General features: G+C 74.6%; 23 protein-coding genes. 13 read left to right on the forward strand and 10 right to left on the reverse strand.

Going from position 1 to position 23,929, the window contains the following annotated elements; all coding sequences use genetic code 11:
- Together PATMI_RS37530 and PATMI_RS30705 are read right to left on the reverse strand one after the other, a co-directional pair.
- On the reverse strand, positions 1 to 1,069 hold a 1,069-nt coding region (locus PATMI_RS37530), incomplete at its 3' end, for a hypothetical protein (RefSeq protein ID WP_036725984.1).
- A 110-nt stretch (positions 1,070 to 1,179) separates the two neighbouring features.
- Positions 1,180 to 2,880: a DUF6909 family protein gene (locus tag PATMI_RS30705; RefSeq protein ID WP_157260802.1), complete on the reverse strand. Its 1,701-nt coding sequence runs from the start codon at positions 2,878 to 2,880 to the stop codon at positions 1,180 to 1,182.
- 287 nt (positions 2,881 to 3,167) lie between these two features.
- Between PATMI_RS30705 and PATMI_RS0115925 the strand changes: the two genes are divergently transcribed.
- Positions 3,168 to 4,940 (forward strand): amidase, encoded by a 1,773-nt coding sequence (locus PATMI_RS0115925; protein ID WP_026911602.1) that lies wholly within the window; start codon positions 3,168 to 3,170, stop codon positions 4,938 to 4,940.
- Between the two features lies 1 nt (position 4,941).
- On the forward strand, positions 4,942 to 5,490 hold the full coding sequence (locus tag PATMI_RS0115930; RefSeq protein ID WP_026911603.1) for a hypothetical protein: 549 nt from the start codon (positions 4,942 to 4,944) through the stop codon (positions 5,488 to 5,490).
- Between the two features lie 40 nt (positions 5,491 to 5,530).
- Here PATMI_RS0115930 and PATMI_RS37535 read toward each other — a convergent pair whose 3' ends face one another.
- The gene (locus PATMI_RS37535) at positions 5,531 to 6,457 is read right to left on the reverse strand and encodes an Fpg/Nei family DNA glycosylase (RefSeq protein WP_026911604.1); all 927 of its coding nucleotides are present in this window, start codon (positions 6,455 to 6,457) and stop codon (positions 5,531 to 5,533) included.
- 150 nt (positions 6,458 to 6,607) lie between these two features.
- On the opposite strand from PATMI_RS37535, the gene PATMI_RS37540 reads away from it, so the two are divergent.
- On the forward strand, positions 6,608 to 7,024 hold the full coding sequence (locus PATMI_RS37540; protein ID WP_026911605.1) for a hypothetical protein: 417 nt from the start codon (positions 6,608 to 6,610) through the stop codon (positions 7,022 to 7,024).
- 195 nt (positions 7,025 to 7,219) lie between these two features.
- Positions 7,220 to 8,206 (forward strand): PRC-barrel domain-containing protein, encoded by a 987-nt coding sequence (locus PATMI_RS0115945; protein WP_157260804.1) that lies wholly within the window; start codon positions 7,220 to 7,222, stop codon positions 8,204 to 8,206.
- A 2-nt stretch (positions 8,207 to 8,208) separates the two neighbouring features.
- Here the strand turns inward: PATMI_RS0115945 and PATMI_RS30710 are convergent, their stop codons facing one another.
- On the reverse strand, positions 8,209 to 9,102 hold the full coding sequence (locus tag PATMI_RS30710) for an ATP-grasp domain-containing protein (RefSeq protein WP_211241744.1): 894 nt from the start codon (positions 9,100 to 9,102) through the stop codon (positions 8,209 to 8,211).
- A 14-nt stretch (positions 9,103 to 9,116) separates the two neighbouring features.
- Positions 9,117 to 10,055, reverse strand: a complete 939-nt coding sequence (locus tag PATMI_RS0115955; protein WP_026911607.1) for an HpcH/HpaI aldolase/citrate lyase family protein — start codon at positions 10,053 to 10,055, stop codon at positions 9,117 to 9,119.
- 140 nt (positions 10,056 to 10,195) lie between these two features.
- On the opposite strand from PATMI_RS0115955, the gene PATMI_RS30715 reads away from it, so the two are divergent.
- The 4 genes from PATMI_RS30715 to PATMI_RS30725 all read left to right on the forward strand — a co-directional run bounded on the left by PATMI_RS30715 (position 10,196) and on the right by PATMI_RS30725 (position 15,254).
- Positions 10,196 to 10,609: a cupin domain-containing protein gene (locus PATMI_RS30715; protein ID WP_036725987.1), complete on the forward strand. Its 414-nt coding sequence runs from the start codon at positions 10,196 to 10,198 to the stop codon at positions 10,607 to 10,609.
- 201 nt (positions 10,610 to 10,810) lie between these two features.
- Positions 10,811 to 13,057 (forward strand): hypothetical protein, encoded by a 2,247-nt coding sequence (locus PATMI_RS0115965; protein WP_026911608.1) that lies wholly within the window; start codon positions 10,811 to 10,813, stop codon positions 13,055 to 13,057.
- Positions 13,058 to 13,182: 125 nt separating this feature from the next.
- Positions 13,183 to 14,124: an ArsA family ATPase gene (locus tag PATMI_RS30720; RefSeq protein ID WP_051471794.1), complete on the forward strand. Its 942-nt coding sequence runs from the start codon at positions 13,183 to 13,185 to the stop codon at positions 14,122 to 14,124.
- Positions 14,121 to 15,254: an ArsA family ATPase gene (locus PATMI_RS30725; protein WP_051471796.1), complete on the forward strand. Its 1,134-nt coding sequence runs from the start codon at positions 14,121 to 14,123 to the stop codon at positions 15,252 to 15,254. Before PATMI_RS30720 ends, PATMI_RS30725 begins: the two co-directional genes overlap by 4 nt.
- A gap of 24 nt (positions 15,255 to 15,278) precedes the next feature.
- Here PATMI_RS30725 and PATMI_RS0115980 read toward each other — a convergent pair whose 3' ends face one another.
- Together PATMI_RS0115980 and PATMI_RS0115985 are read right to left on the reverse strand one after the other, a co-directional pair.
- Positions 15,279 to 16,331 (reverse strand): HpcH/HpaI aldolase/citrate lyase family protein, encoded by a 1,053-nt coding sequence (locus PATMI_RS0115980; protein ID WP_026911609.1) that lies wholly within the window; start codon positions 16,329 to 16,331, stop codon positions 15,279 to 15,281.
- 112 nt (positions 16,332 to 16,443) lie between these two features.
- Positions 16,444 to 16,926 (reverse strand): SRPBCC family protein, encoded by a 483-nt coding sequence (locus tag PATMI_RS0115985; RefSeq protein WP_026911610.1) that lies wholly within the window; start codon positions 16,924 to 16,926, stop codon positions 16,444 to 16,446.
- Positions 16,927 to 17,137: 211 nt separating this feature from the next.
- Here PATMI_RS0115985 and PATMI_RS0115990 point away from each other — a divergent pair, with 211 nt between their 5' ends.
- Together PATMI_RS0115990 and PATMI_RS0115995 are read left to right on the forward strand one after the other, a co-directional pair.
- Entirely contained in the window at positions 17,138 to 17,614 is a 477-nt protein-coding gene (locus PATMI_RS0115990) for an OsmC family protein (protein ID WP_026911611.1), read from the forward strand.
- 111 nt (positions 17,615 to 17,725) lie between these two features.
- Positions 17,726 to 18,361, forward strand: a complete 636-nt coding sequence (locus tag PATMI_RS0115995) for a class I SAM-dependent methyltransferase (RefSeq protein ID WP_026911612.1) — start codon at positions 17,726 to 17,728, stop codon at positions 18,359 to 18,361.
- On the opposite strand, the gene PATMI_RS30730 is transcribed toward PATMI_RS0115995, so the two are convergent.
- Entirely contained in the window at positions 18,362 to 19,711 is a 1,350-nt protein-coding gene (locus tag PATMI_RS30730) for an Nramp family divalent metal transporter (RefSeq protein WP_084270000.1), read from the reverse strand. It abuts the gene before it with no gap.
- A 49-nt stretch (positions 19,712 to 19,760) separates the two neighbouring features.
- Between PATMI_RS30730 and PATMI_RS0116005 the strand changes: the two genes are divergently transcribed.
- Entirely contained in the window at positions 19,761 to 20,291 is a 531-nt protein-coding gene (locus PATMI_RS0116005; RefSeq protein ID WP_026911613.1) for a MaoC family dehydratase, read from the forward strand.
- Between the two features lie 101 nt (positions 20,292 to 20,392).
- Here PATMI_RS0116005 and lepB read toward each other — a convergent pair whose 3' ends face one another.
- Positions 20,393 to 21,013 carry a signal peptidase I gene (gene lepB, locus PATMI_RS0116010; RefSeq protein ID WP_211241745.1) on the reverse strand — a complete coding sequence of 207 codons (621 nt, stop codon included), beginning with the start codon at positions 21,011 to 21,013 and terminating at the stop codon, positions 20,393 to 20,395.
- A 50-nt stretch (positions 21,014 to 21,063) separates the two neighbouring features.
- Between lepB and PATMI_RS0116015 the strand changes: the two genes are divergently transcribed.
- Positions 21,064 to 21,360: an MGMT family protein gene (locus PATMI_RS0116015; RefSeq protein ID WP_026911615.1), complete on the forward strand. Its 297-nt coding sequence runs from the start codon at positions 21,064 to 21,066 to the stop codon at positions 21,358 to 21,360.
- A 105-nt stretch (positions 21,361 to 21,465) separates the two neighbouring features.
- On the opposite strand, the gene PATMI_RS0116020 is transcribed toward PATMI_RS0116015, so the two are convergent.
- A complete protein-coding gene (locus tag PATMI_RS0116020; protein ID WP_051471798.1) occupies positions 21,466 to 22,572 on the reverse strand; it encodes a citrate synthase 2 in 1,107 nt (368 codons plus the stop codon).
- A gap of 81 nt (positions 22,573 to 22,653) precedes the next feature.
- Between PATMI_RS0116020 and PATMI_RS30735 the strand changes: the two genes are divergently transcribed.
- Positions 22,654 to 23,928, forward strand: coding sequence for a citrate synthase (locus PATMI_RS30735; RefSeq protein WP_051471800.1), 1,275 nt, complete (start codon positions 22,654 to 22,656; stop codon positions 23,926 to 23,928).
- Position 23,929 lies beyond the last annotated feature (1 nt).

Here is a 23,929-nt window from a genome sequence, read left to right on the forward strand (position 1 = left end):
CCACGCGGCGGTCGCCCGCCACGAGCAGCCGGGTGACGGCGCCCCGCCCCGTGCCGCGGGTCAGCAGGACGGAGCCGAGCGCAGGGCCGTCGCGACCGCGCAGCGAGACCGCGGCGGCGCGCTGATCCTCGAGCCGGGCGACGACGGCCCGTCCGCCCTTCAGCGAGCTCGTCCCGCCGATCCCGGCCGACACGGTCCCGCGCCGGTCCGGGTACGTCGTCGTGATCACGGTTGCCGGCCCGACGTCCGGGAGACGCCCGTCCTGGACGAGCGCGATCTCCGGCACCCCGGCCTCCGCGGGCGGACGGTCGGCGGCGACGACCGACGCCGCGACCAGGCGCTGCAGGAACGGCAGGCCCGCCGGACGGTCGGCGGCCAGCACCCGGCGACGCAGCGCGGTGCTCACCACGGCCCGCGGCGACCGGTTCCCGGTCAGCGCGAACCCGGTGACGACGAGCTCCGTGCCGGTGGGGGAGTCCGTCGTCGTGGCCACGCCGTCGCCGAGGACGACCACGCCCTCGGGGAGCTGGGCCGGACCCGACGCCCCGTCGGTGGCCCACAGCCCGTCGCGGACCTCGACGGGTGCCGCCCCCGGCGTCGCCGCGCGGTACGCCGACGGGGCGCGCGCGGCGGTCAGGACCGCCTCGGAGAACGCCGCGAGACCGGGCCGCAGCTCGGTGCCGTAGATCGTCGAGGGGGAGACGTCCCAGTCGCCGTCGGGGGCGCGGTGGACGAGCGCCGCGTCGCCGCGGTGGGCGAGCACGACGGCCTCGTGGCCACCGATGCGACCGGCCCACAGCGCCGTCGCGTCGCGTCGTCCCCGGAAGATGCGGCCGTCGTCCCGGTCGCGGTCGCGTGCGAGCCACGCCGCGCCGGCGTCGCGCAGCAGGCCGGTGTCCGACGCGAGCTCGCCGCGGAGCGGGAAGCCGGCGTCCGGGGAGCCGCGGCGGATCTCGAACGGGTCGCCGCCGCCGCAGCCGGCCACGCCCGAGGCGACGAGGATCGCGAAGGCCGCGAGCACCGCGGTCGCACCGGGGTGGGACGCACGGGACGGACGGCGGAGGACCACGATGCGCCGGATCCTAGAGCCGCCGCGCGTGGGCATCCAAGGCCGTGTCGCTGGTGACGGGCCGCGCTCGTGCACCGGAGCGGGCGGGTGGCCGCGCACGGGCCACCGCGTCACGCCCGAGGCAGCGCGCCCTCCAGCCGCAGGATCCGGCGGAGGATCGCCAGCGACCCGGCGTACGTCGAGTCCATGCCGAAGAAGCTGAGGCCGCGGGCGCCGAGGGTGCGCGCCTGGGTGTAGGGCGTGTCGGAGGCGTAGTGGATGACGCCGAAGTCCAGCGGCGTCCGGGTCAGCGAGACCGCGTCGCCGACGGGGTGGCGGTCGGCGTCGGCGAGCTCGTGGACGGCGGCGCAGAACGGCCCGGCCTCCATCTCGACCACCGTGTAGGCCTCGCGGTAGTAGAAGTCGAGGTGGTCGCGGTTCTGGAGGAACGTCGACCGCACCGTGACGGCCTTCTGGTTGTCGAGGCCGGTGCCGTAGCGCAGGTCGGACTGGAGGTCCTCGACCGCGAAGGCGTTGTCGAGCCAGTACGTGGTGCGGGTGTGCTCGTCGTGGACGACGCCGGAGATCATGACGTCGCCGACGTCGGCGTTCAGGGTCGCGGCCTTGCCGAGGACGTAGACGCCGCGCAGCCGCGACACGTCGACGGCGACCTCGCGGAGGATGTTGTACGCCGAGCTGCCCAGCGGGTAGTCGATGTTCACGATCACCGCGTCGCTGGCCTTCAGCGCCTCGGGGTCGACGTCGCCGAGGCGCGGGTCGAGGTGCTCGACGTCCAGGCGGTCGAGCGCCATCACCTGGGCCGGGACGCGCAGCGCGCCCTGGGGCAGCAGGTCGATCACGCCGACGCGGCCCTCGGCGTCCACGCGCTCCTCGGGGTGGCGTTCGAAGACGCCGCGCGCGGCGAAGTACAGGAGGTTCTCCAGCGACCCCTCGCTGCGGCCCTCGCGGATCCGGTCGAGCTCGAGCCGCAGGTCCTCGGGCCCGTGGCGCTCGACCGCGCCGAGCAGGCGGTCGCTGTTCTGCCGGGCGATCCCGGAGACGAGGTTGACGAGCGCGTGCGTGTTCGACGAGACGAAGTAGACGGGCCGCTCGTGCAGCTCCTCCCGGACCATCGCCCGGCTGACGGGACGCCACCAGTCGCGGGTCAGGCGCGCGTAGCCGACGTAGTTCATCCCCAGCGAGCGCAGCCGCAGGTCGCAGCGTCGGCCGGCCATCCCGTGCAGGCGCTCCTCGAACGCCGCGCCCCACGACTCCCGCAGGCGGACCCAGTCGTCCTCCGTTCCGCCGACCGTCTCGGCGAGCACGGCGGGATCGACGGGCGTCTCGGCGCGCCCCGACCCGCGGAGGTGCTCGCGGATCGTGTTCCACTCGATCTGGAACGCGACCAGGGTCGGGACGAGGTCGTCGACGTCCGACGAGCTGGCGACGAGCACCGCGAGCGTCTCGCCCCCGACGTGCCACAGCCGGCGCCGCGCGGGGGACTCGGCCTCCGGCCAGTCGCTCACGTCGATCCCGGCCGCGTCGAACTGCGACCGCTCCTGCCCGAGCACGACGAGGCGCGCGTCGGCGATCGCGTCGGGCAGGCGGCGCACGGCGTAGAGGAAGGCGCCGAGGTCGACCTCGTCCCGTCCCGCCATCGGGTGGAGGCTCGAGCCCATCGCGACGTGCGACGGCTCGAGCACCTTCAGCCGCGTCTCGCCCGTGGAGCGCAGGAGCGTCGTGTACGTGCGGTGGTAGAGCCCGACCTCGTCGGAGAGGCCGGTGGTCCGATCCGTGCCGCCCGGGGGCGGGGTGGCGAAGCGCTCGGTCATGGCGTCGAGTCTGCCGGACGGGACGGGCGGGCAGGTGACGGCGCGGTGGCGGGCCTCGTGCGGCGTGCGGCCGCTCCCGGGGTGGTCACCGGCGATCCGGTCGGGTGTGGAGGGACCCACCGTCAGCGCGTGCTCCCGGACCCCCGCCGTACCGGGTGTCCCCTGTGGACCACCCGGCCCGGTGGCCCACCGCGCCGCACCCGATTGCGCCCGCAGGGAGATGGTGAGCAAGCGAACGAGGTCCATGGTGGACGTGACGACCCCGTCACCGAACGAACAGGGAACCGATGGCCCTCACCGACATCTCGCGACGGCGCTTCCTCGGCGCCGCCGCCCTCTCCGGCGCCGCCGTCGCGGTGCCCGCGCTCCGATCAGACGCGGCACTCGCCGACCCACCGGCGCTCCACGACGTGCCGACCCCGGCGCGGCGCTTCCTCGAGGCGCAGCGCCAGGCCGGGCTCGCGGCCGTCGAGGGCGGCAGCCCGCTCTCGCACCTCACCGGCACGCAGCTCGCGGCGATGCTCGCGGCCCGCGACGTCACGAGCGTCGCCGTGACGCGGTCGTTCCTCGACCAGATCGAGGCGAAGAACGGCGACGGCGCGTTCTCCGTCCCGTCCCGCGAGCCGACGATCCCCGTCTACGGCGACAACGGGCAGATCAACGCGTTCGCCCGGGTCACGAAGGACCTCGCGCTCTCGATGGCGGCGGACGCGGACACGGCGCTCGACGCCGCCGCGAAGGGCGGCGACCCGGTGCCGTTCGGGTGCGGCGTGCCCGTGGCGCTCAAGGACATCTACGCCGTCGAGGGCGTCGAGCTCACGATCGGCTGTCCGCTCGCGGCGGGCAACGTCGCGACCGGCGACTCCACCGTGGCGGCGCGCTTCCGCGCGGCGCACATGCCGATCCTCGGGCTCACGCACACCGGTCCGTGGACGAACGACGACACCTGCCCGCAGACCGCGAACCCGTGGAAGCGCGACCGCTGCGTCGGCGGCTCGTCGGGCGGCTCGGCCGCCGCGATCTCGGCGCGGATGACGGCGCTGGCGACGGGCTCGGACACCGGCAACTCGCTGCGCAACCCGGCCCAGAACGTCGGGGTCGGCTCGATCAAGCCGACGTACGGGCTCGTCCCGAAGTACGGCGTGACGGTCTCGAACACGAGCCTCGACACCTGCGGCCCGATGGGCCGCTCGATGGCCGACGTGGCGATGCTGCTCGGCATCATGGCCGGGCCGGACCCGCAGGACGCGCGGTCGGAGCAGGCGCCGGAGTTCCCGCTCGGCTTCCCGCTCGCGCCGCGGCCCGGCGACACGCCGCTCAGCGGCATCAGGATCGGGTCGACGATCGACACCGAGACGTCGCCGGCGCGCGCGAACTGGGCGCCGGGCATCCTCGCGCAGCTGAAGGCGGCGGAGCAGCAGTTCGCCGACCTCGGCGCCGAGATCGTGAAGATCACGCCCGTCGCGTCGAACCTCGGCAACACGACGTACTTCCAGGCGAAGGCGAAGGACCCGAACAACGGCACGACCGCGATCTCCGCGTCCAACGTCTACAACTACGCCGAGAACGCGTTCACGCTCCGCGACACCTACGCCACGACGGTCGCGCAGAGCGCCCCGATCGAGGGGGCGGTCCGCACGCGCTTCCGGACGTCGATCGCGACGCTCGAGGCGCAGAAGAAGCTGCTGCAGGACCGCGCGGCGGTCCTGACCCCGGAAGACCTCTTCGGCGCCCAGCGCGTCCGGCGCGAGTACTCGGAGGCGTGGGCGAAGGTCTTCGCCGACAACCGGATCGTCGCGTGCCTCTGGCCCCAGAAGGTGCAGACGCCGCCGCTCCGTGCCAACGACCAGACCGGCAGCTTCAGCGGCGTGGAGTCCAGCCGCCCGAACACCACCGGCTGGCCCTGCGCGAACATCCCGATCGGCCGCGACGCGAACACGGGGATCCCGGTCGGGGTCGACCTCGCCGCGCCGTTCGGTGCGGACGCGGTCGTCCTGCAGCTGGCGATCGACTACCAGGAGCACCACCCCTTCCACCTCGACCTCCCGACGGAGCTCTGACATGGCCGACCCGACCGGCGCGCGCCTGCGCGACTTCGACATCCCCGTGATCCTGCCGCGCATCGCGTTCCTCGAGCTCGAGTACCCCGCGGAGGAGGCGCCCGCGGGCGACGGGACGCCCACGACCCCCGCGCCCGTGACGACCACGACGTGCGCCGCTCCGGCCGTCGCGCCCCCGACCGCCCCGCCGGCGTCCGCCGGGATCGCGGCACCGAAGGTCGCCCTCGGCCTGCCCGGCGCGAGCCGACGGCGGACGGCGATCCTGCGGCGGTCGGGCCTGCCGTTCGCGGTGTCGAGCGACAAGGCGATCGCCGACGTCGAGATCCGGCTGCTGCAGCGTCTCGCGAAGGGCCGCCTGCGGCCGCTGGGCGTCACGCTGGCGATCGACCCGGGCAAGGGGACCGTCCGGATGACGGTGCTCCCGACGCCGTTCGCGAAGGGCAAGCTCGCCGCCCCGGCGAAGTCCCGCGCCGTGCGCGCGGTGGTCACCGTGACGGCCCGCGACGGGTCCGTCGGCTCGACCCAGGCGGACTTCGTCCTGCGCGGCTGAGCGGACGTCCCGGGCGGGGGAGACCCCGTCCGGCCGACGCCTACGCCGGCCAGGCCTGCTCCTCCGAGCACCACCACGTCGTCCGGCCGCCGACGGTCGCCCGGACCATCGCTGCGCCGCAGCGGGGGCAGTGCTCGCCCTTCTTCCGGTACGCGATCACGTCGCCCATGTGGACCCCGCCGCGGTGGATCGCCTCGCGGGTCGACGCGAGCATCACGCCGCGCAGCTCCCGCAGCTCGTCCTCCGCCAGGTCGCCGGCGGGACGGAGCGGCGGCTGCGCCGCCTGCCACAGCAGCTCGTCGCACAGCAGGTTGCCGATGCCGGCGAGCGTCGACTGGTCCATCAGGCGCGCCTTCAACGGCATCGCGCCGCGGCCGACCCGCTCCACGAACTCGTCCTCGGTGATCAGCAGCGCATCGGGCCCCAGCGCGGAGAGGTCGGGGTCGAGGCGCACGCGGCCGAGCCGGCGCTTGTCGAAGAGGATCAGCCGGGCGCCGTCGTCGAGGTCCAGGGCGAACCGGCTCCAGCTGCCGTCGCCGGGGAGCTGCCGGACGCCGCTCCTGACCGGCATCGACCAGGACTCGCGCTCGTTCGCGGTCAGCGGCTCGCCGGCGGACCCGAACCGCGCCGGGTCGTCGTCGAGGACGTCGATCCCCTTGAAGTACAGCCCGTCGGCGGGCCCGACCGCGGTCGCGCCCTCGAGCCCCTCGCCGCCGAGCCCGACGAGGCGCCCGGCCATCCCGAGGTGCAGGCCGAGGCGCGGCCCGTCTTCGAGGTCGAGCCACAGCGACTTGCCGATGCGGCCGACGCCGGCGATCCGCTTCCCGGTGATCGCCGCGGCGATCTCGCCCGGGGCGTGGGGGCGGCAGACCCACTCGTCGGCGTCGTCGACCTCGACGATCGTCCGGCCGGCGGTCCAGCGCTCGGCGAGGGCACGGGCGGCTTCGACCTCGGGCAGCTCAGGCACGCGGGCCAGGCTACGCGAGCGCCGGCGGGACCGCGTCCGCGCGGCGCGCCCGCCGCGCCCGGCGTCGTCCCTGCATACGGGGGATGCGCCCGTCCGGCCCCTGCAACCGGGGGTGCCGTCCCCGGGTGGGCCCGGCGCTAGAGTCCCTCCATGTCGAACGCTGACTCCCGCACCGCTGTCGAAGTCGCACTGAAGCAGCTGCTGGAGCACGTCCCCGCCCTCAAGCCGTTGAAGATCATCGCGGCGGCCGAGGTCCAGGGCGGGCGGGACGTCCAGCTGATCCGGGTGCAGATGCCGGGCCCGAAGGTCACGAAGGCCATGGCACCCGACGCCCGCGTCACGATCTCGATCCGGCGCGACCTCCTCAACGAGATGAACGACCTCAACGACCTGCAGGCGTGGGTCCGCGCGTGGGACCACGGCAAGTTTCGCGCCTCGGGCGTCGAGGAGTACATCAAGCTGATCGGCCAGGTCGTGAGCAAGACCGCGGCGAAGCAGAAGGCGCTGGACGACCAGAAGCGCGGCGAGTCCGACGGCCGCGCGCGCCGGCCGCATCACGCCCGGTAGCGGGACCGCCGGGCGCCGGGCGGGGGCAGCCGCCCGCACCGCGCGTCGGACGATCGTCGAGCACGGCCCCGGCCGCGCATCCAGGCGCCGGGCCCGGTCGTACCCGTGGACGGTGTCCCGCATGGCCCGCCGTGCCGCGGGTACGCGATGGACAGGTCGTCGTCCCGGCGGCCGGGGGCGACGACGGAGACCCGGATGCTGAACCGAGCGCAGGTGGAGCACTGGCCAGGGCGGTCGATCATCGACCGTTCCGGGTCCCCGCTGGGCACGATCAAGGCGGTCTTCGCCGACCCCGCGGGCCACCCCGCGTGGGCGACGGTGCGCTCCGGCGGCCGGTGGAGCCGCCGGATCCGGTTCGTCCCGATCTCGGACGCGGAGCAGGTCCCCACCGGGGTCGTCGTGCCGTTCACGGCCGCCCAGGTCGAGGGCGCCCCCGACGCGGACCGCAACGGCAACCTCACCGCCGGCGAGCGTCGCGCGCTGCACGCCCACTACGGGCTGCGCGACGACGCGACCCTCCCGGCGCCCGACCGGGCGCCGAGCGCCGACGCGCCCGCCCCCGGGGCGTCCCGGGGGACCGACGCCCCGGCGGCGCGCGGTTCCCGCGGCGACGGGCCTCCGGCGGACCGGGCGGAGGATCGATCCCCTCCGGCGGACCCCGCGGGCGATGACGCCACCCCCACCGGGCCGGCGGCCGGGCGCGACGTGGACCGTCCGACGCCCCCGCCGGCGGACCCCGCGAAGGACGACGCGGGCCCGCCGCCCGCGCTCCCGGCGCCGAGCGGCCCCGCCGACCTGGACGAGCTGCCGACGTTCGACCCCGACAGCCCCGCGGTCGGCGACCCCGAGGACCCGCGCTTCGATCCGCCCGGAGGCCGGAAGGCCCCCCGGCGCCGCGGCCCGGGGGAGCCGGACGGGGACGTCCTCGAGCCGCCCGCCGACGACCACGGCCCGCTCGCCGCGGCCGGCCCCGCCGAGGACCCGCTGCTCTCCGACGACCCCGCGCCGCCGGAACCCGAGGGCTGGACGCCGGACGGTCCGGGCACGGGCCACCCGGCGGACCGCGTCGTCGGCGACCCGTCGGACCCACGTGGTGGCGACCCCGACGACGACCCCGTCTTCCCCGCCGACCTGCCCGACTTCCCGGGCCCGCACGGCGACGATCCCGACGACCGCGGCTGACCTCAGTCGCGGAGGTCCGCCAGGAGCACGTCGGCGAACCGGCCGGCGGCCTCCGGGACGGCGGCGAGGAAGAGCTCGGGCTCGATCAGCTCCGCCTCCATGAGCAGCGGACCGTCGGCGTTCGACACCAAGTCGATCCGGGCGTAGGCGGGCGCCCAGGGGAGGGCGTCGAGCGCGAGCCGGGCGACGGTGCGCTCCGCGTCGGTCGTCGCGTGCGCCACCACCGTCCCGCCGTGCTCGGCCTGCACGCGGAAGTCCCCGCCGGCCGGGATCTTCCGGACGGCGTGGCTCAGCTCGCCCGCGAAGAAGACGAGCGAGACCTCGCCGTCCTCGACCTCGGGCAGGTACGGCTGCACGAGCGCGTCGCCGTCGCGCAGCAACGCGGCCAGGTGGTCCTTCGCCTCGTCGGACCGGGCCGGGAGACGGAGCGTGCCCTTCGCCCCGCCGGAGATCGCGGGCTTGATCACGAGGTCCGACGCGGCGGGCGGGTCGGCGATCGCGGCCGCTCGCGCCGCCGGGCTCGCGCCCGGGCCGAGGAGCGTCGTGGGCACCACGGGGACGCCGCGTTCCGCGAGCTCGACGAGGTACCGCTTGTGGGCGTTCCAGTCGATCAGGCCCGCGGGGTTCAGGAGCCGGGTCGTCGCCGCGACGGTGCGGGTCCATGCGAGGAACTCGGCGCAGCGGTCGACGTAGTCCCACGGCGTGCGGCACACCACCAGCGGCGTCGACGCCCAGTCGTGGTCGCCGTCCCACGGCACGAGTCCCGCGCGGACCCCGCGGTTCGCGAGCGCCTCGACGAGGAGCGGCGACTCGGGGTCCGGGACGGGCATCGCGTCCGGCGATCCGGTCGCCAGCGCGACCTGCAGCCCGTCCCCGTCGCCTCCCGTCCGCAGCACCCCGACGCCCCCGGTCAGTCGGCGTAACCGGCGGCGCGGCCCTGGCCGGCGATCCGCTCGGCCATCTTGCGGTTGGCCTCGTCGACCATCTCGCCGTCGAAGATCGCCGCACCGGCGCCGGACTCCGTCGCCTCGTGATACGCGGCGAGCATCGCCTCCGCCTTCTCCCACGACTCCTTCGTCGGGGTGAAGACCTCGTTGACGACGTCGATCTGGGCGGGGTGGATCGTCCACTTGCCGTCGAGGCCGAGCGCGCGCACGAGCTGCGTCCGCGTCCGGAGACCCTCCTCGTCCTTGAACGCGGCGTACGGCCCGTCGATCGCCTGGATGCCGGCGGCGCGCGCCGCGACGACGATCCGCGAGTACAGGTAGTTCAGGTGGTCGCCGGGGTAGCCCTCGGGCGTGCCGCCGATCTGCGTGATCGGGATGCCGATCGCCGCCGAGTAGTCACCCGGTCCGAAGATCAGGGTCTCCATGCGGTCCGATGCCGTCGCGATCGCCTCGACGTTCACGAGACCGGTGGCGTCCTCGATCTGCGCCTCGATGCCGATGCGCCCGACCTGGTAGCCCTTCGCGAGCTCGATCTGCGTCAGGAGCTTCGCGGTCATCTCGATGTCGCCCGGAGTCTGGACCTTCGGGAGCATCACCGCGTGGATCTTGTCGCCGGCCTCCTCGACGACGTCGATCAGGTCGCGGTAGTAGAACGGCGTGTCGGTGCCGTTGACGCGGTAGACGACCGTCTTCTCCGCCGGGAACTCGAGGGTCTTGAGCGCCTCGATGATGCGGGCGCGAGCGGCGTCCTTCTCGCTCCGGGCGACGGAGTCCTCGAGGTCGAGGAAGACCTGGTCGGCCGCCAGCGTCGGGGCCTTCGCGAGGAACTTCTCGCTCGAGCCGGGAACCGAGTGGCAGGTCCGGCGAGGACGCAGCGGACGGGGACCGGAGAGGACGCTCATGCCCTGGATGATGCCGATTCCGCTCGTGATTCGACCGCCGGTAGGCCGCCGGCGCGGGCGGTCGGGAGGTCGACCGCGGCGGGCCCATACCGCTCCGGGGCGGACGCGGTCGGCTCCGGTGCCGTGCGACGATGGGCGCCATGGCGAACAACGTGACGAAGGTGCATCTCCTCGACGACATCAAGGACCTGGCCGAGACCGCCGGGTTCGGCGATCAGCTGGAGACCCGCTTCGCGCGCGCCGCGCTGAACAGCAAGGAGGGTGCGCTCGGCATCCAGCGCATCAAGCCGAACCAGCGCCAGCCCTTCGCGCACAAGCAGAAGGAGCAGGAGGAGATCCACGTGATCATCGCCGGCTCCGGGCGCGTGAAGGTCGACCACGACTTCCTCGACCTGGTGCAGTACGACGCGATCCGCATCGCACCGGACGTCATCCGCCAGTTCGAGGCCGGCCCCGACGGCATGGACCTCCTGATCTTCGGCTCCCCGGCCGGCGACCCGACGAAGGTCGGCGGCGGCGACAGCGTCACGTACAAGAAGTTCTGGGACGTCTGAGAGAGCCTGGGGCGGGCCCCGTTCCCTGCGTCTCGGGTCCCGACCGCGTCGGACTTCGGCAGGGCAGGGGCCACCCGCCTGGCGTGCCTCGTCGACGGCGCGCAGGGCGGCAGACCCGGGGTGGGGTGATCTTGGCGTGTTCGGGGTGATCTTGGCGCCGAAGCGCGTTCCGGGCGCCCGGTCTCGGGCAGGATCGCGCCCATGCGCGTCCCCCGAACATCACTCATCACCCTCGCCACCGCCGTCGCCGCCCTCGGTGCCGCATCGGGCGCCTCCGCCGCGACGTGGCAGCCCGATTCCAACGGAAACGGGATCGGCGTCGACCTCGCGGCCCCCGTCGCCGACACGGTGAACGACCCGCGGGTCGCCACCACACAGGACGGCACCGCCGTCTCCGCGTGGTACACCGCCGACGACCCCACGGTCCAGGTGGCGATCCGGGCCCCCGGCGCAGCGTGGGTCGGTCCCCTGGACCTCACGGCCCTCGCGGCCGTCCAGGAGCCGTACGGGCCGCTCGGCGGCCTCGCCGGCGTCGACGACGTCCAGGTCGCGACCGGCCGCGACGGGACGGTCGTCGTCTCGTGGTTCGAGGACCACGACAACGGCATGATCGTCCGCACCGCGGTCCGCCGGGGCGGCGGGGGGTGGGTCGTCACGTCCCCCTCCGGCGACGTCGCGGGCGAGATCGACGACCCCTACGTCGCGGTCGCGGACGACGGCTCGATCGCCGCGGCCTGGGTCTACGGCGACGACGACGTCGACGAGCTCCGTGTCCGGGTGCGGGACACCGGCGACGACTGGGCGGGGCCGACCGCGCAGATCGCGGGCCGGGCGAACGAGCCGAAGCTCGCCTTCACGCCTGACGGGGAGCTCGTCGGGGCGTACGAGGACCGGGACACCGACGCGGTCGTCGTCGTCAGGAAGCCCGTCGGCGACGGGATCCGGCTGAACCGCGACCTCGCCGTCGGGGACCCGGCCGAGTCGTCCGAGCCCGACGTGGCCGTCGCCCGCGACGGGCGCGTGGCGGTCGTCTGGGAGGACGAGGTCGGCGGCGACCGCACCACCCGCGCCGCCGTCCGCAGCACCGCGAAGGTCTGGACGACCGCGAACATCGGCCGCCCCGGGACGGACGTGACCCTGCCGAAGGTCGCCGCGTCCGACGACGGGTTCGTCGCGGTCTGGGACACCGAGGGCAGCGACGGCTTCGGGGTGGACGCCGCGACGCTCGGGGCGGGGTCGACCTGGGGGCCGACCGAGCAGCTGCGGGTGAACCCCGTCCGCGCGGAGTCCGATGTCGCCGTCGCCCCCGACGGGAGCGCGACGGTCGTCTACGAGGACACCGACACCGGAGACGGCACCGTGCGGAGCCTGACGCGGCCGGCAGGCGGCGTCTGGGGCTCGCCGGCCTACGTCGCGACGAACTTCAGCGGGCAGAAGAGCGGACCGCAGGTCGCCGCCTACGACGACGGCAGCTTCACGGCGGTCTGGCGCGACATCCGGCGGGGCGACGTCGAGGTCGTGCAGGCCGGGCTCCTGGACCGCACCGGTCCGGAGATCGCGACGACCGTGCCGTCGACCACCACGATCGGGGTGCCGCTGAGCCTCTCGGCCGACGTCGACGACCTGTGGAACGACGTCGAGGGCGTCCAGTGGTCGATCGACGACGTCCCCTCCGCCGGGGGACCGGACCTCACGTGGACGCCGACGACGCTCGGGGACCACACCCTGGTGATCCGCGCGCAGGACACGCTGGGCAACCCGACGGTGCGCTCGTTCGTCGTCCGCGTCGTGCCCGTGGTGGTCCCGCCGGTCGATGTCCCGCCCGCCCCGGTCCCGCCCGTCGCGGCACCGCCGGCGCCCGCGCCGGTCGTGCCGACCCCCGTGACCCCCGCAGGCGCGTGCGTCGCCCCGTACGTCGAGCTCGTCGGCATCCGCGCCACCGGGACCGCCCGGGCCCCGCGCACGCGCCTGATCGGCGTCGCCTCCCCGGCGCTCGTCGGGAAGGCGGTGGAGATCCGCCGCGACGGTCGCAAGGTCGGGACCTCGCGGGTCGGCCGCGACCGGTCGGTCGAGATCACGGTCACGGCGCCGCACGGCACGAAGGAGCGGGCCCGCGCCCGCTACCGCCTGGTCGTCGGCGACGCGCGGTCCCGCGCGCTGCAGGCGACCCGCGAGGCGACGATCTCGCGCGCCGCGCGGCTGCGGGGCGGACGCGTGGCGGTCACCGGCCGGATCGCGGCGATCGAGCGGGCGACGACGCTGACGATCACCGGGACGCCGACCTGCGGCGTCCCGCGGAGGACCACGACGACCGTGCGCACCGACGCCCGCGGCCGGTTCCGCGTGACGCTCGCCCCCACCGGCACCGCGGGCGACGCGACGATCTACCGGATCTCGGCACCGGGTCGCGCGACGGTGACGCTGCCGGTCGTGGTGACCGCACCGTGAGCGCCGGGCCGCCGGGATCGCCCCGGCGGCCGCCGCCGCGTACGACGCACGCCGCCGACGGCGCGAGGCGCGCGATCCCCTGCCTTTAACCGGGCCAAGCTTCGGGACCGTAGCCTGTGTCACAGATGGCCCTCATGGATCGACGCCTGCTCCTCGTGACCGGCAAGGGCGGGACCGGCAAGACCTCCGTCGCCGCGGCGCTCGCCGTCCTCGCCGCCCGGCAGGGCAAGCGCGTCCTCCTCGCCGAGATCGCGGGCGAGCGGCTGTCGGAGCTGTTCGGCCACCGGCCGGTCGGGCACCACGAGACCCCGATCCAGAACGGCCTGTCGCTGATCGCGATCGAGCCGATCGACGCCGCCCACGACTTCCTCCGCAGCCAGGTCGGCGCGGCGGTGCACCGCGTGATCTTCCAGAACCGGCTCTTCACGCTGACCATGACCGCGGCGCCGGGCCTGCGGGAGGTCTCGACCGTCGACCGCCTGTGGGACCTCACCCGCCGCGACCGCGGACGCCGCAAGACGGTCTACGACCTCGTGATCGTCGACGCCCCGGCGACGGGCCACGCGCTCGCGATGCTGCGCTCGCCCGCCACGTACGGCGGCCTCGCCCGCGGCGGACCGATCAAGAAGCGCGCCGACGAGATGGCGTCGCTGCTCGAGGACCGCACCCGGACGTCGGTCGTCCTCTGCGCGCTGCCCGAGGAGACGCCGGTCAACGAGACGCTGGAGACCGCCGCGTCGCTGCGCGACCTGCACGTCGACCTGGGCCTCGTGGTGCTCAACCGCACCCGCGGGACGCTCTTGGCCGACGACGAGGCCGACGCGGTCGGCGCGCTCGTCCCCGGCGCGCTCGACGACCCGGACGACGGGGGAGGGCTCGCGGTCCGCTCGGCCGCCCCGATCGTCGTGGAGCACCGCCGCGCACGCCGCGAGGAGCGGCAGCAGGAGCGCCTGCGGGCCGGACTCGACGACCGCGTGCCGCTCGTCCTGCTCCCGCGGCGCGACGGCGAGGTGCTCCGCAAGGACCTCGGCGACCTGGCCGACGAGCTGGCGGGAGCTGCCCTGTGAGCGCCGATCCGGCGCCCGCGCTGACCTCCACGCTGCACCTCGACGAGACCCTGGCCGACGCACGGGTCGTCGTGCTGGCCGGCGGCGGCGGCGTCGGGAAGACCACGACCGCGGCCGGCATCGGGTTGGGCATGGCCCGCCGGGGTCGACGCGTCTGCGTGCTCACGATCGACCCCGCCCGCCGGCTGGCCGACGCGCTCGGGCTCGAGGGGGTCGCGGACGAGCCGGTGCAGGTGCCGCTGGAGGACGGTGCGGACGGCGAGCTGTGGGTCGTGATGCTCGACGCGAAGTCCACGTGGGACGGCCTGATCCGCAAGTACGCGGACAGCGACGAGGCCGCCGAGCGCGTCCTCCAGAACCGGGTCTACAAGGAGTTCTCGGGCGCCGTCGCCGGCACCCAGGAGTACACGGCGGTCGAGAAGCTCCACGAGCTCCTGCAGTCCGGGCGCTGGGACGTCGTCCTGCTCGACACGCCGCCGACCCGCAACGCCCTGGACTTCCTCGACGCGCCGCAGCGGCTGCACGCGTTCATCGACTCCAAGGCGCTGCAGCTCCTGCTGAAGCCCGCGTCCGGCGGCATCGGGCTGATCGGTCGCGGCGCCGGGATGTTCACCGGGCTGCTCAAGCGCGCGCTGGGGGTCGACCTGCTGTCCGACCTCATCGAGTTCTTCGGCGTCCTCGGCGGCATGAGCCAGGGGTTCAGCGATCGGGCCCGCGCGGTCCAGGCCCTGATGGCCGAGCCGCGGACCGTGTTCCTGCTCGTCGCGGCCCCGCTCCCGGAGTCCCTCGCGGAGGCCGCGCGCTTCCGCTCCATCCTCCGCGGACGCGACATCCACTACGGCGGGCTCGTCGTCAACCGCGTGACCCGCGCGGACCAGGACGACGACGAGGCCGCGGTCCGCACCGCGTTCGGTGCGCACCTCGACGAGGACGTCGCCACGCGCGCGGCGGCCATGCACGAGCGCGTCCGCAGCCAGGCGGCGCACGACACCGCGATGGTCACCGCGCACCTCGCCGCGCCGGGCGAGGAGCGGGTGCTCCTCGTCCCGCAGCTCGCCGAGGACGTCCACGACGTCGCAGGCCTGGACCGACTCGGCGCGCACCTCTACCCGGTGCCGGTCCCGGGCTGAGCGCGGCGGGCGGGGCCCGCAGGCTTACACGCCGTACGCCGCCTTCAGCTCGTCGTCGTTCTCGGCGAGCTGCTCGGCGAGCTCGACGAGGACCTTCGCCTGCTTCCACGAGGCGTCGTCCTGCATCTTGCCGTCGATCATGTGGACGCCCTTGCCGTCGGGGATCGCCTCGATGATCTTCTTCGCGAAGGCGACCTCGTCCGGGTCGGGGGAGAAGACCTTCTTGGCGATGTCGATCTGCACGGGGTGCAGCGACCAGGTGCCGACGCAGCCGAGGATGAACGCGGCGCGGAACTGGGCCTCGCACGCGACGACGTCCTTGATGTCGCCGAACGGGCCGTAGAACGGGAGGATCCCGTTGGCGACGCACGCGTCGACCATGCGGGCGACGGTGTAGTGCCACGGGTCCTGCTGGGCACGGACGCGACCGGCCTCGAGGTCGTCCGTGGACGTCGGGTCGCTGATCGACACGTAGCCGGGGTGGCCGCCGCCGACGCGGGTCGTCTTCATGCGGCGCGAGGCCGCGAGGTCCGCCGGGCCGAGCGAGATGCCCTGCATGCGCGGCGAGGCGCCGGCGATCTCCTCGACGTTCGCCATGCCCGACGCGGTCTCGAGGATCGCGTGCAGGAGGATCGGACGCGTCACGCCGGCCTTCGCCTCGAGCTGCGCGACGAGGCGATCCACGTAGTGGATGTCCTGGGCGCCCTCGACCTTCGGGATCATGATGACGTCGAGCCGGTCGCCGATCTCGGTCACGAGCGTCGTGATGTCGTCGAGGACCCAGGGGCTCTCGAGCGAGTTCACGCGCGTCCAGAGCGGCGTGCCGCCCAGGTCGGCGGTCTTGCCGACCTCCACGAGACCGGCGCGCGCGGCCTCCTTGTTGTCGATCGAGACGGCGTCCTCGAGGTTGCCGAGGACGATGTCCGCCTTGGCCGCGATGCCCGGGAGCTTCGACCGCATCTTCTCGTTGCTCGGGTCGAAGAAGTGGATCATCCGCGACGGCGGCACCGGGATCTCGCGGACGGGATCCGGTGCCCCGACGGCCAGCGGCTTGAAGAAGTCACGGGGATTGCGCATGAGCCGCGGATGCTACTCCCGGTCGGAGGGGCGACGCGGGGTGGCGGGAGAGTCGCGTGGCGGGGTGGACCGCGAGGTGCGCCGGACGGGCCGGCGGCTCACCCGCCGGTGCTCAGGCGGCCGGCGGCGGCCCGGACTCCGCCTTCGCCTTGAGCGCCGCGAGGCCCTTCTCGAAGTCCCCGCCGACGACCTTGTCCATCCGGAACAGCGTCGAGAAGACGCGGCCGAACACGCCCTGGGGGCCGCTCATGGTCCACCGGACCTCGGTGCCCGCACCCGTCTCTGCGAGCGCGAAGACCGCGGTGTTGTGCGCCTTGAACGGCTTGAGGAACCGCAGCGAGATCGTGACGATCGACGACGGGGTCGAGCCGAGGATCTCCATGCGCCCCGCGCCGGCCTTGCGGTTGCCGGACCACTCGTAGACCGCGCCGACGCCGGATGCCGGTCCCGAGTAGGTGCGCCGCAGGGCCGGGTCGACCTCCTCCCATGGCGACCAGGAGCGCCAGTGGTGGAAGTCGTCGATCCACGGATGGACGTGCGCGGCGGGGGCGGCGATCGTCGTCGAGCGCTCGATCTGGAACTCGCGTGAGGGCATCGGTCGGTGCTCCGGGGGTCGGGTGCGGGCCACCGTACACGCGGGCGCGGCGCCTGGCGAGCGGCCCGGGTGCTCGCACCGCCGGGGGCTCGGGCGACCCGGGCCTCGAGCCGGAGGTCCCGACCCGCATCCGCCGGTGCCGCGCGTGCGTAGACTGGTAATAGGTGCAAATCCAACCGGGATTTGCATGTATCGACAGCGAGGGTCTCCGATGGCCACCACCGAGAAGCAGATCGTCCCGTTCAGCGTCAGCGGCGAGGGCACCGGCGTCCTCCAGCGGATCGAGGTCGGGGGAGGGGGCACGGCGCACGTGTTCTCCACCGACACGGTCCCCCCGTTCGGCGGCGCCGACGCCGAGCCGAGCCCGCTCTCCTACGTCCTCGGCGCGCTGACGGGCTGCAACCAGATCACGGTCCAGCTCGTCGCGAAGGACCTCGGGGTCTCGATCGGCCGCTTCAGCGCGGACGCGGTCGGCGACTTCGACCCGGCGGTGCTCGCCACCGGCGCCGAGGGGAACGCGAACTTCGACGCGATCCGCGTGGACGTCACCGTCGAGACCGACGCCGACGGGGCGACCTTCGAGCGCCTCCGTGCCGAGACCGAGCGCCGGTGCCCCGTGACCCAACTGGCGATCCGCAGCGGCCTGGACTTCACGTCGACGTGGAAGGCCGTGCCGCTCGGCGGCTGACGGTCGGCGCGTCCGTGCCGAACCGGCACGGACGCTCGCGCCGTCGCTGCGACGCTGTCACCGTCGGTCGACGAGCGCTCGGACGGACCGGGCCCGCGACAGGACGCACGGATGACCGACGCCGAGACCACCGCCCCCGAGTACTGGGAGGCCTTCTACGCCGACCGCACGCCGCGCTGGAGCGGAGGCGCGAACGCGCTGCTCGTCGAGCACACGGCGGGGCTCCAGCCGGGGACCGCGCTCGACCTCGGCTGCGGGCAGGGCGGCGACGCGTTGTGGCTCGGTGGCGGCGGGTGGACGGTGACCGGGGTCGACGTGTCCGCCTCGGCGCTGGGCCTCGCCGAGGAGCACGCCTGGGCCGCGGACCTCGGCGGGAAGATCACCTGGGAGCGGCACGACCTCGCCGAGACGTTCCCGGAGGGGGCGTTCGACCTCGTCTCCGCCTGCTACCTGCAGTCGCCGGTGGCGATCCCGCGCGAGGAGATCCTCCGCCGGTCGGCGGTGGCGGTCGCGCCGGGCGGCACCCTCCTGGTCGTCAGTCACGCCGGGTGGCCCGCCTGGGTGACCGACGCCGACCCGACCGTCGTCTTCCGCTCCGCGGAGGGGATCCTCGAGGACCTGCTGCTGCCCGCGGGCGCGTGGGTCACGGAGGTGGTCGAGACCGTCGACCGCCCCGTCCTCGATCCCGACGGCGCGCCGGCGACGCGCCCGGACAACGTGGTCCGCGTCCGGCGAGCGTCCGTCTGATCAGCCGAGGATCGTGTCGTAGATCAGGTAGAGGTTCAGCCCGATGATGATCGCCGCGATGACGCTCGCGGCCACCGTCGTCCGGCGCTGGTTGACGAGCGTGCCCATCACCCGGCGGTCGCTCGAGATCAGGATCAGCGGCACCAGGGCGAACGGGATGCCGAACGACAGGACGACCTGCGAGACGACGAGCACGTCGGTCGTCGGCAGGCCGAGCGCCAGGACGACCAGCGCGGGGGTCATCGTCACGAGGCGGCGGGCGAAGAGCGGGATCCGCCAGCTCATGAAGCCCTGCATGACGATCTGCCCCGCGTAGGTGCCGACGCTCGAGGACGAGAGGCCGGAGGCCAGCAGGGCGACGGCGAACGCGAGGGCCGCACCGCCGCCGACGTACTGCTCGAGCCCGCGGTGGGCGGCCTCGATCGAGTCGACGTCCGTCGCGCCGATGCGGAAGAACAGCGCCGCGGCGACGAGCATCATCGTGAGGTTGATCAGCCCGGCCATCGTCAGGCCCAGGCCGACGTCGATCCGCAGCCACCGCAGGAGCTGCCGGCGCTCGGCCTCGTCGCGCGGGGCCACCCGCTTCTGCGTCAGCGCCGAGTGCAGGTAGACGACGTGGGGCATCACCGTCGCGCCGATGATGCCGACGACGAGGAGCAGCGACTCCGAGCCGGCGAGCCCGGGCGTCAGGCCGCCGAGGATCCCTGACGCCGACTGGTTGCCGACGGCGATCAGGTCGTAGACGAAGCCGATCGCCACGAGGGCGAGCATCGCGGCGATCGCGAGCTCGAACTTCCGGTACCCGCGCTGCTCGAGCGCGAGGATCGCGAAGGCGACGACCGCGGTGATCAGTCCCGCCTCGAACAGCGGGACGCCGAAGAGCAGGTTCAGGCCGATGGCCGCGCCGACGAACTCCGCCATGTCGGTGGCGATCGCGACGACCTCCGCCTGCGCCCAGAGCGCGAACCGCGTGCGGCGGCCGTACCGGTCGCGCGCGAGCTCGGGCAGGTTGTGGCCGGTGGCGAGCCCGGTCTTGGCCGACAGGTACTGCACGAGCATCGCCATCGCGCTCGACATCACGACGACCCAGACCAGCAGGTAGCCGAACTTCGACCCGGCCGAGATGTTCGTCGCGAAGTTGCCGGGATCGACGTACGCGACGGCCGCGACGAACGACGGGCCCAGCAGCGCGAGGCGGCCCTTGATCCGGCCGCTCGCCCGGACGGTCTCGAGATGGCTGGGGGTGAGGGGGACGTCCGGTGCTGGAGGGGCCGCGGCCCGGTCGTCCTGAAGTGTGGTCTCTATACGACCGATTGTATCGCATGCCAAAACCCCGGCCGTGCGCTCCATCCGGCAGACTCCCCGGCGCGCGATCCGGCGCACCAGACCTGGAGTAGCAATGTCCGACGACCCGACCTTCACCCCCGGTACCGACGACCTCCCCGAGGTCCGCCACGCGACCGGCTCGCACCAGTACGGCCGCTACTTCGAGGAGTTCGAGGAGGGCGCGACCTACAAGCACTGGCCCGCGAAGACCGTCACGGAGGGGGACGACCACCTCTTCTGCCTCCTGACGATGAACCACCACCCGCTGCACCTGAACGACGTCTACGCCAAGCGGGCGCAGCAGGGCAAGAACGTCGTCGTCGGCCCGTACGTCTACTCGCTGGCGCTCGGCATCTCGGTCTCGGACATCTCCGGCCTGGCGATCGCGAACCTCGCCACCGACGAGCTCTCGCACCCCAACCCGGTCTTCCACGGCGACACGCTGTTCGTCGAGACCGAGGTCCTCTCGAAGAAGGCCTCGAAGTCGAAGCCCGACCGCGGCGTCGTGATCGTCCACACCCGCGTCTTCAACCAGGACGGCCTCCTCGTCGCCGAGTTCAAGCGCCGCGTGCTCGTCCCGAAGAAGAACCCGGGCCAGGACTGAGGATCGGGCCCCGCCCCGGGGTTGCCGGGGCGGGGCGCGCCGCGCCGCGCCGCGGTGCGGCACGGCGCACCCGGACCGGTCGGCGCGAGCAGTGGCGGGGCCTACAGCCCGCCGACCCGCTTGGGCGGCCAGTAGGTGCCGACCGCGTTGCCGATGATCCACTTCGTCCGGACCGGGCCCCAGAAGCGGCTGTCCTCGGACTGGCCGCGGTTGTCGCCGAGGACGTAGACCGTGTCCTTCGGGATCGTGATCGTCCGGGAGAACGTGCAGTCGGAGTCCCCGGAGCAGCCCCGGATGAAGGGCTCCTGCGTGGCCTTGCCGTTGCGGATCACGCGACCCCGCCGCAGCGCGATCCGGTCGCCCGGCACGCCGACGACGCGCTTGATGAACGTGTCCTTGTCGGACGACGTCGCGGGGACGGCGCACGGGGTGGGCGTGCCGCCGCCCTGGTCGGGGTCCTCGCACCGGCCGCCCGTGGCGTCCTGCGCGGGATGGAAGACGATGATGTCGCCGACCTTCGGTGTCGACCCCAGGCGGTGCCCGATCCGCTCGACGACGACCCGCTGCCCGATCGCGAGCGTGGGCTCCATCGACGGCGACGGGATCTGGTACGGCTTGACCGCGAGGGCCTGGACGGCGAAGACCCCGGCGAGGACGACCGCGATCGTCACGGCCATCGAGACGAGGGAGTTCCGCCGCAGGCGCTTGAGGGTCGCGAGCACCGGAGCATCGTGGCAGAGCCCCGGGCGGCGCGAGCCGCCACGATGTGACGATGGGCGACGACGCACGGGAGTCCCGGATCCTCGACGGCGTTCGCGCGATCCCGGAGGGCTACGTGCGGACGTACGGCGACCTCGATCCCGGTGCCCCGCGCCTCGTCGGCCGCGTCCTGGCCACCCTCCACGAGGACGTCCCGTGGCACCGGGTGGTGCGGGCCGACGGCAGCCTGACGCAGGGCGAACGGCAGGCGGAGCTGCTGCGGGCGGAGGACGTCCCGTTCCGGCCGTCGGGACGCGTCGACCTCGCCGCCGCCCGGCTCCCGCTGCCGCCGGGCGAGCACCTGGAGTGACGACGGACGGGCGGCGCCGTCCCGCGGGGCGGTCGGCGCGACGGGTCTCCGTGGCGTCGGACGGGTGCCCCCCGAGCGGGCCGGGCCGCCGGTCGGCGTGGGGCGTCAGGCCGTCGCGGTCACCGACGCGAGGGAGCGCGCCGCGGGCCCGACGTACCGCGCGCCCGGCCGGATCAGCCGCCCGGTCCGCCGCTGCTCGAGGACGTGCGCCGACCAGCCGGCCGTCCGCGCGCACACGAACAGCGGCGTGAACAGCTCCTGGGGCACCCGGGCGTGGTCGAGGACCACGGCCGACCAGAACTCGACGTTCGTCGCCAGCACGCGGTCCGGCTTGCGCTCGCGCAGCGCGGCCAGCGCGGCGCGCTCGAGCTCCTGCGCGGCCGCGACGCGCGGCGAGCCCAGGTCCTCGGCCACCGCGCGCAGCGCCCGCGCCCGGGGGTCCTCCGCCCGGTAGATCCGGTGCCCGAAGCCCATCAGGCGCTCGCCGCGGTCCAGGGCGGCGGCGACCCAGCGCTCGGCGTCGCCCTCCGCCTCGACCGCGTCGAGCATCCGCAGCACCCGCGCGGGCGCCCCGCCGTGGAGGGGGCCCGACAGCGCCCCGACCGCGGCGCTCAGCGCGGCGGCGACGTCGGCGCCGGTGGACGCGACGACGCGCGCGGTGAACGTCGACGCGTTCATGCCGTGCTCGGCCGCGGTCGTCCAGTACGCGTCGATGGCGCGCGCCTCGTCGGGGTCGGCCTCGCCGCGCCACCGCAGGAGGAACCGCTCGGCCAGCGTCCGGCCCTCGTCGATCCGGGCCTGGGGGACCGGCGCGGACCCGCCGCCGCGGGCCGCCTGCGCGACGAACGACAACGTCGCCGACGCCGTCCGGCCGAGCTGGTCCCGCGCGACCTCCGGGCTGACGTCGACGAGCGGCTGGAAGCCCCACTCGGGCGCCAGCGCCGCGATCGCCGCCTGCACGTCGACCCGCGCGTCGCCGGACCGGAAGGCCAGCGGGTGCGGCCCGGCGGGCTGCAGCGGTCGGTCCGGTCGCCCGTCGACGAGCAGGCCCCAGACCCGCTCGAACGGGACGACGCCCGCGAGCTCGCGGAGGTCGACCCCGCGGTACCGGAGCGCGCCGCCGTCGCGATCGGGCTCGGCGATCTCCGTGGCGAAGGCGAGCACGCCCTCGAGCCCCTCGTGCACCTGTGCGTCCTGCGTCCCCGTGCTCATGTCGCTCCTCGTCGGTCGGTCGATCCGATCGTCCTCCCGCCGCGGTGGCGGCTCAACGTTGATCACGTCAACATGAGACGGATGGATCGCACGACGGGCGGGACGCAGCCGGGCGGTGGCGACCGGGCGGCGGACGGGTCCGCCGGACGGGCACCGGACGAGACCCTCACCGTCGCCGAGGCGGCGCGGCGGCTGGGCGTGAAGCCGGCGACCGTCTACGCCTACGTCAGCCGCGGGCTGCTCGAGCGCCACCCGTCGAGCGCGCGCCGTGCCACCCGCTTCCGACGGGCCGACGTCGAGCGCCTCGCCGGCCGCGCGCGCCGCACCGACCGCTCGCCCGCGGTCGAGGCGGTCGTCGACACCGAGCTGACGCTGCTCGACCCCGACGGGCATCTCGCGTACCGCGGGCGCGACGTCGTCGGGCTCGCGCGGCACGCCGGGTTCGAGCGCACCGCCGCGCTGCTCTGGGAGGACGAGGAGCACGCCGCCTGGCACGCCGATCCGGCGATCGTCGCGGTGGTGCGCCGGGCGCTCGAGCCGCTGCCCCCGGACACCGACCCGGCGGTGCTCCTGCCGGTCGTCGTGGCGACCGTCCGCGCGCTCGACCCGTTCCGCAGCGACCGCCGGCCGGAGGCCGTGCGCGCCGCGGCCCGGACGGTCGTCGCCGCGTTCGTCGACGCGCTGCCCGCCGTCGGCCGACCGGTCGACGAGCGGATCGCGGCGCGGCTCTGGACGGTGCTCGCCCCCGACGACACGCACCCCGGTCCGGCGCAGCTGCGGGCCCTCGACGCCGCCCTCGTCCTGATGGCCGACCACGAGCTGGCCGCGTCGACCTTCGCGTCGCGCGTCGCGGCGTCGGCCTGGGCCGATCCCTACGGCGTGGTCCTGACGGGTCTCGGGCCGCTCGGCGGGGCGCTCCACGGCGCGATGGCCGGGGCGGCGGAGCGCCTGCTCGTGGCGGCCGCCGGTCCGGGTGGCGCGGCGCGCGCGCTCGGCGAGGCCCTCGCGGGGGACGAGGTGCTCCCCGGGTTCGGGCACCGCGTCTACCGCGACCGCGACCCGCGGGCCGACCACCTCCTGGGGCTGCTGCCGGGGTGCGTGCGGGTGCCGGCCGCGGCCGCCGCTGCCGGCGACGTCGTGCGCCTCGCGGCCGACCGCGGGCTGCCCGCCCCGAACGCGGACCTCGGGCTCGCGGCGCTGACGACGTCGCTCGGTCTGCGGCCGGGGTCGGCGAGCACGATCTTCGGCCTGGCGCGCACCGTCGGGCTCGTCGCGCACGGCCTCGAGGAGTACCGGCACCGGCTGCGGTTCCGGCCCCGCGCGACGTACGTGGGGGAGATCCCGGGCGGGCGGTGAG

The organism is Patulibacter minatonensis DSM 18081 (genome assembly GCF_000519325.1).
Lineage (GTDB): Bacteria > Actinomycetota > Thermoleophilia > Solirubrobacterales > Solirubrobacteraceae > Patulibacter > Patulibacter minatonensis.

What these genes read in the sequence shown, in the direction of transcription:
- PATMI_RS0116005 (WP_026911613.1), top strand. Translation starts at nt 19,761, where the DNA reads ATGTCCGACGACCCGACCTTCACCCCCGGTACCGACGACCTCCCCGAG.
- PATMI_RS30715 (WP_036725987.1), top strand. Translation starts at nt 10,196, where the DNA reads ATGGCGAACAACGTGACGAAGGTGCATCTCCTCGACGACATCAAGGAC.
- PATMI_RS0116020 (WP_051471798.1), bottom strand. Translation starts at nt 22,572, where the DNA reads ATGAGCACGGGGACGCAGGACGCACAGGTGCACGAGGGGCTCGAGGGC.
- PATMI_RS0115980 (WP_026911609.1), bottom strand. Translation starts at nt 16,331, where the DNA reads ATGCGCAATCCCCGTGACTTCTTCAAGCCGCTGGCCGTCGGGGCACCG.
- PATMI_RS0115965 (WP_026911608.1), top strand. Translation starts at nt 10,811, where the DNA reads ATGCGCGTCCCCCGAACATCACTCATCACCCTCGCCACCGCCGTCGCC.
- PATMI_RS0116015 (WP_026911615.1), top strand. Translation starts at nt 21,064, where the DNA reads ATGGGCGACGACGCACGGGAGTCCCGGATCCTCGACGGCGTTCGCGCG.
- PATMI_RS0115955 (WP_026911607.1), bottom strand. Translation starts at nt 10,055, where the DNA reads ATGAGCGTCCTCTCCGGTCCCCGTCCGCTGCGTCCTCGCCGGACCTGC.
- PATMI_RS0115925 (WP_026911602.1), top strand. Translation starts at nt 3,168, where the DNA reads ATGGCCCTCACCGACATCTCGCGACGGCGCTTCCTCGGCGCCGCCGCC.
- PATMI_RS30735 (WP_051471800.1), top strand. Translation starts at nt 22,654, where the DNA reads ATGGATCGCACGACGGGCGGGACGCAGCCGGGCGGTGGCGACCGGGCG.
- PATMI_RS0115945 (WP_157260804.1), top strand. Translation starts at nt 7,220, where the DNA reads ATGCTGAACCGAGCGCAGGTGGAGCACTGGCCAGGGCGGTCGATCATC.
- PATMI_RS30730 (WP_084270000.1), bottom strand. Translation starts at nt 19,711, where the DNA reads ATGGAGCGCACGGCCGGGGTTTTGGCATGCGATACAATCGGTCGTATA.
- PATMI_RS30705 (WP_157260802.1), bottom strand. Translation starts at nt 2,880, where the DNA reads ATGACCGAGCGCTTCGCCACCCCGCCCCCGGGCGGCACGGATCGGACC.
- PATMI_RS0115930 (WP_026911603.1), top strand. Translation starts at nt 4,942, where the DNA reads ATGGCCGACCCGACCGGCGCGCGCCTGCGCGACTTCGACATCCCCGTG.
- PATMI_RS0115985 (WP_026911610.1), bottom strand. Translation starts at nt 16,926, where the DNA reads ATGCCCTCACGCGAGTTCCAGATCGAGCGCTCGACGACGATCGCCGCC.
- PATMI_RS30720 (WP_051471794.1), top strand. Translation starts at nt 13,183, where the DNA reads ATGGCCCTCATGGATCGACGCCTGCTCCTCGTGACCGGCAAGGGCGGG.
- PATMI_RS0115990 (WP_026911611.1), top strand. Translation starts at nt 17,138, where the DNA reads ATGGCCACCACCGAGAAGCAGATCGTCCCGTTCAGCGTCAGCGGCGAG.
- PATMI_RS0115995 (WP_026911612.1), top strand. Translation starts at nt 17,726, where the DNA reads ATGACCGACGCCGAGACCACCGCCCCCGAGTACTGGGAGGCCTTCTAC.
- PATMI_RS37540 (WP_026911605.1), top strand. Translation starts at nt 6,608, where the DNA reads ATGTCGAACGCTGACTCCCGCACCGCTGTCGAAGTCGCACTGAAGCAG.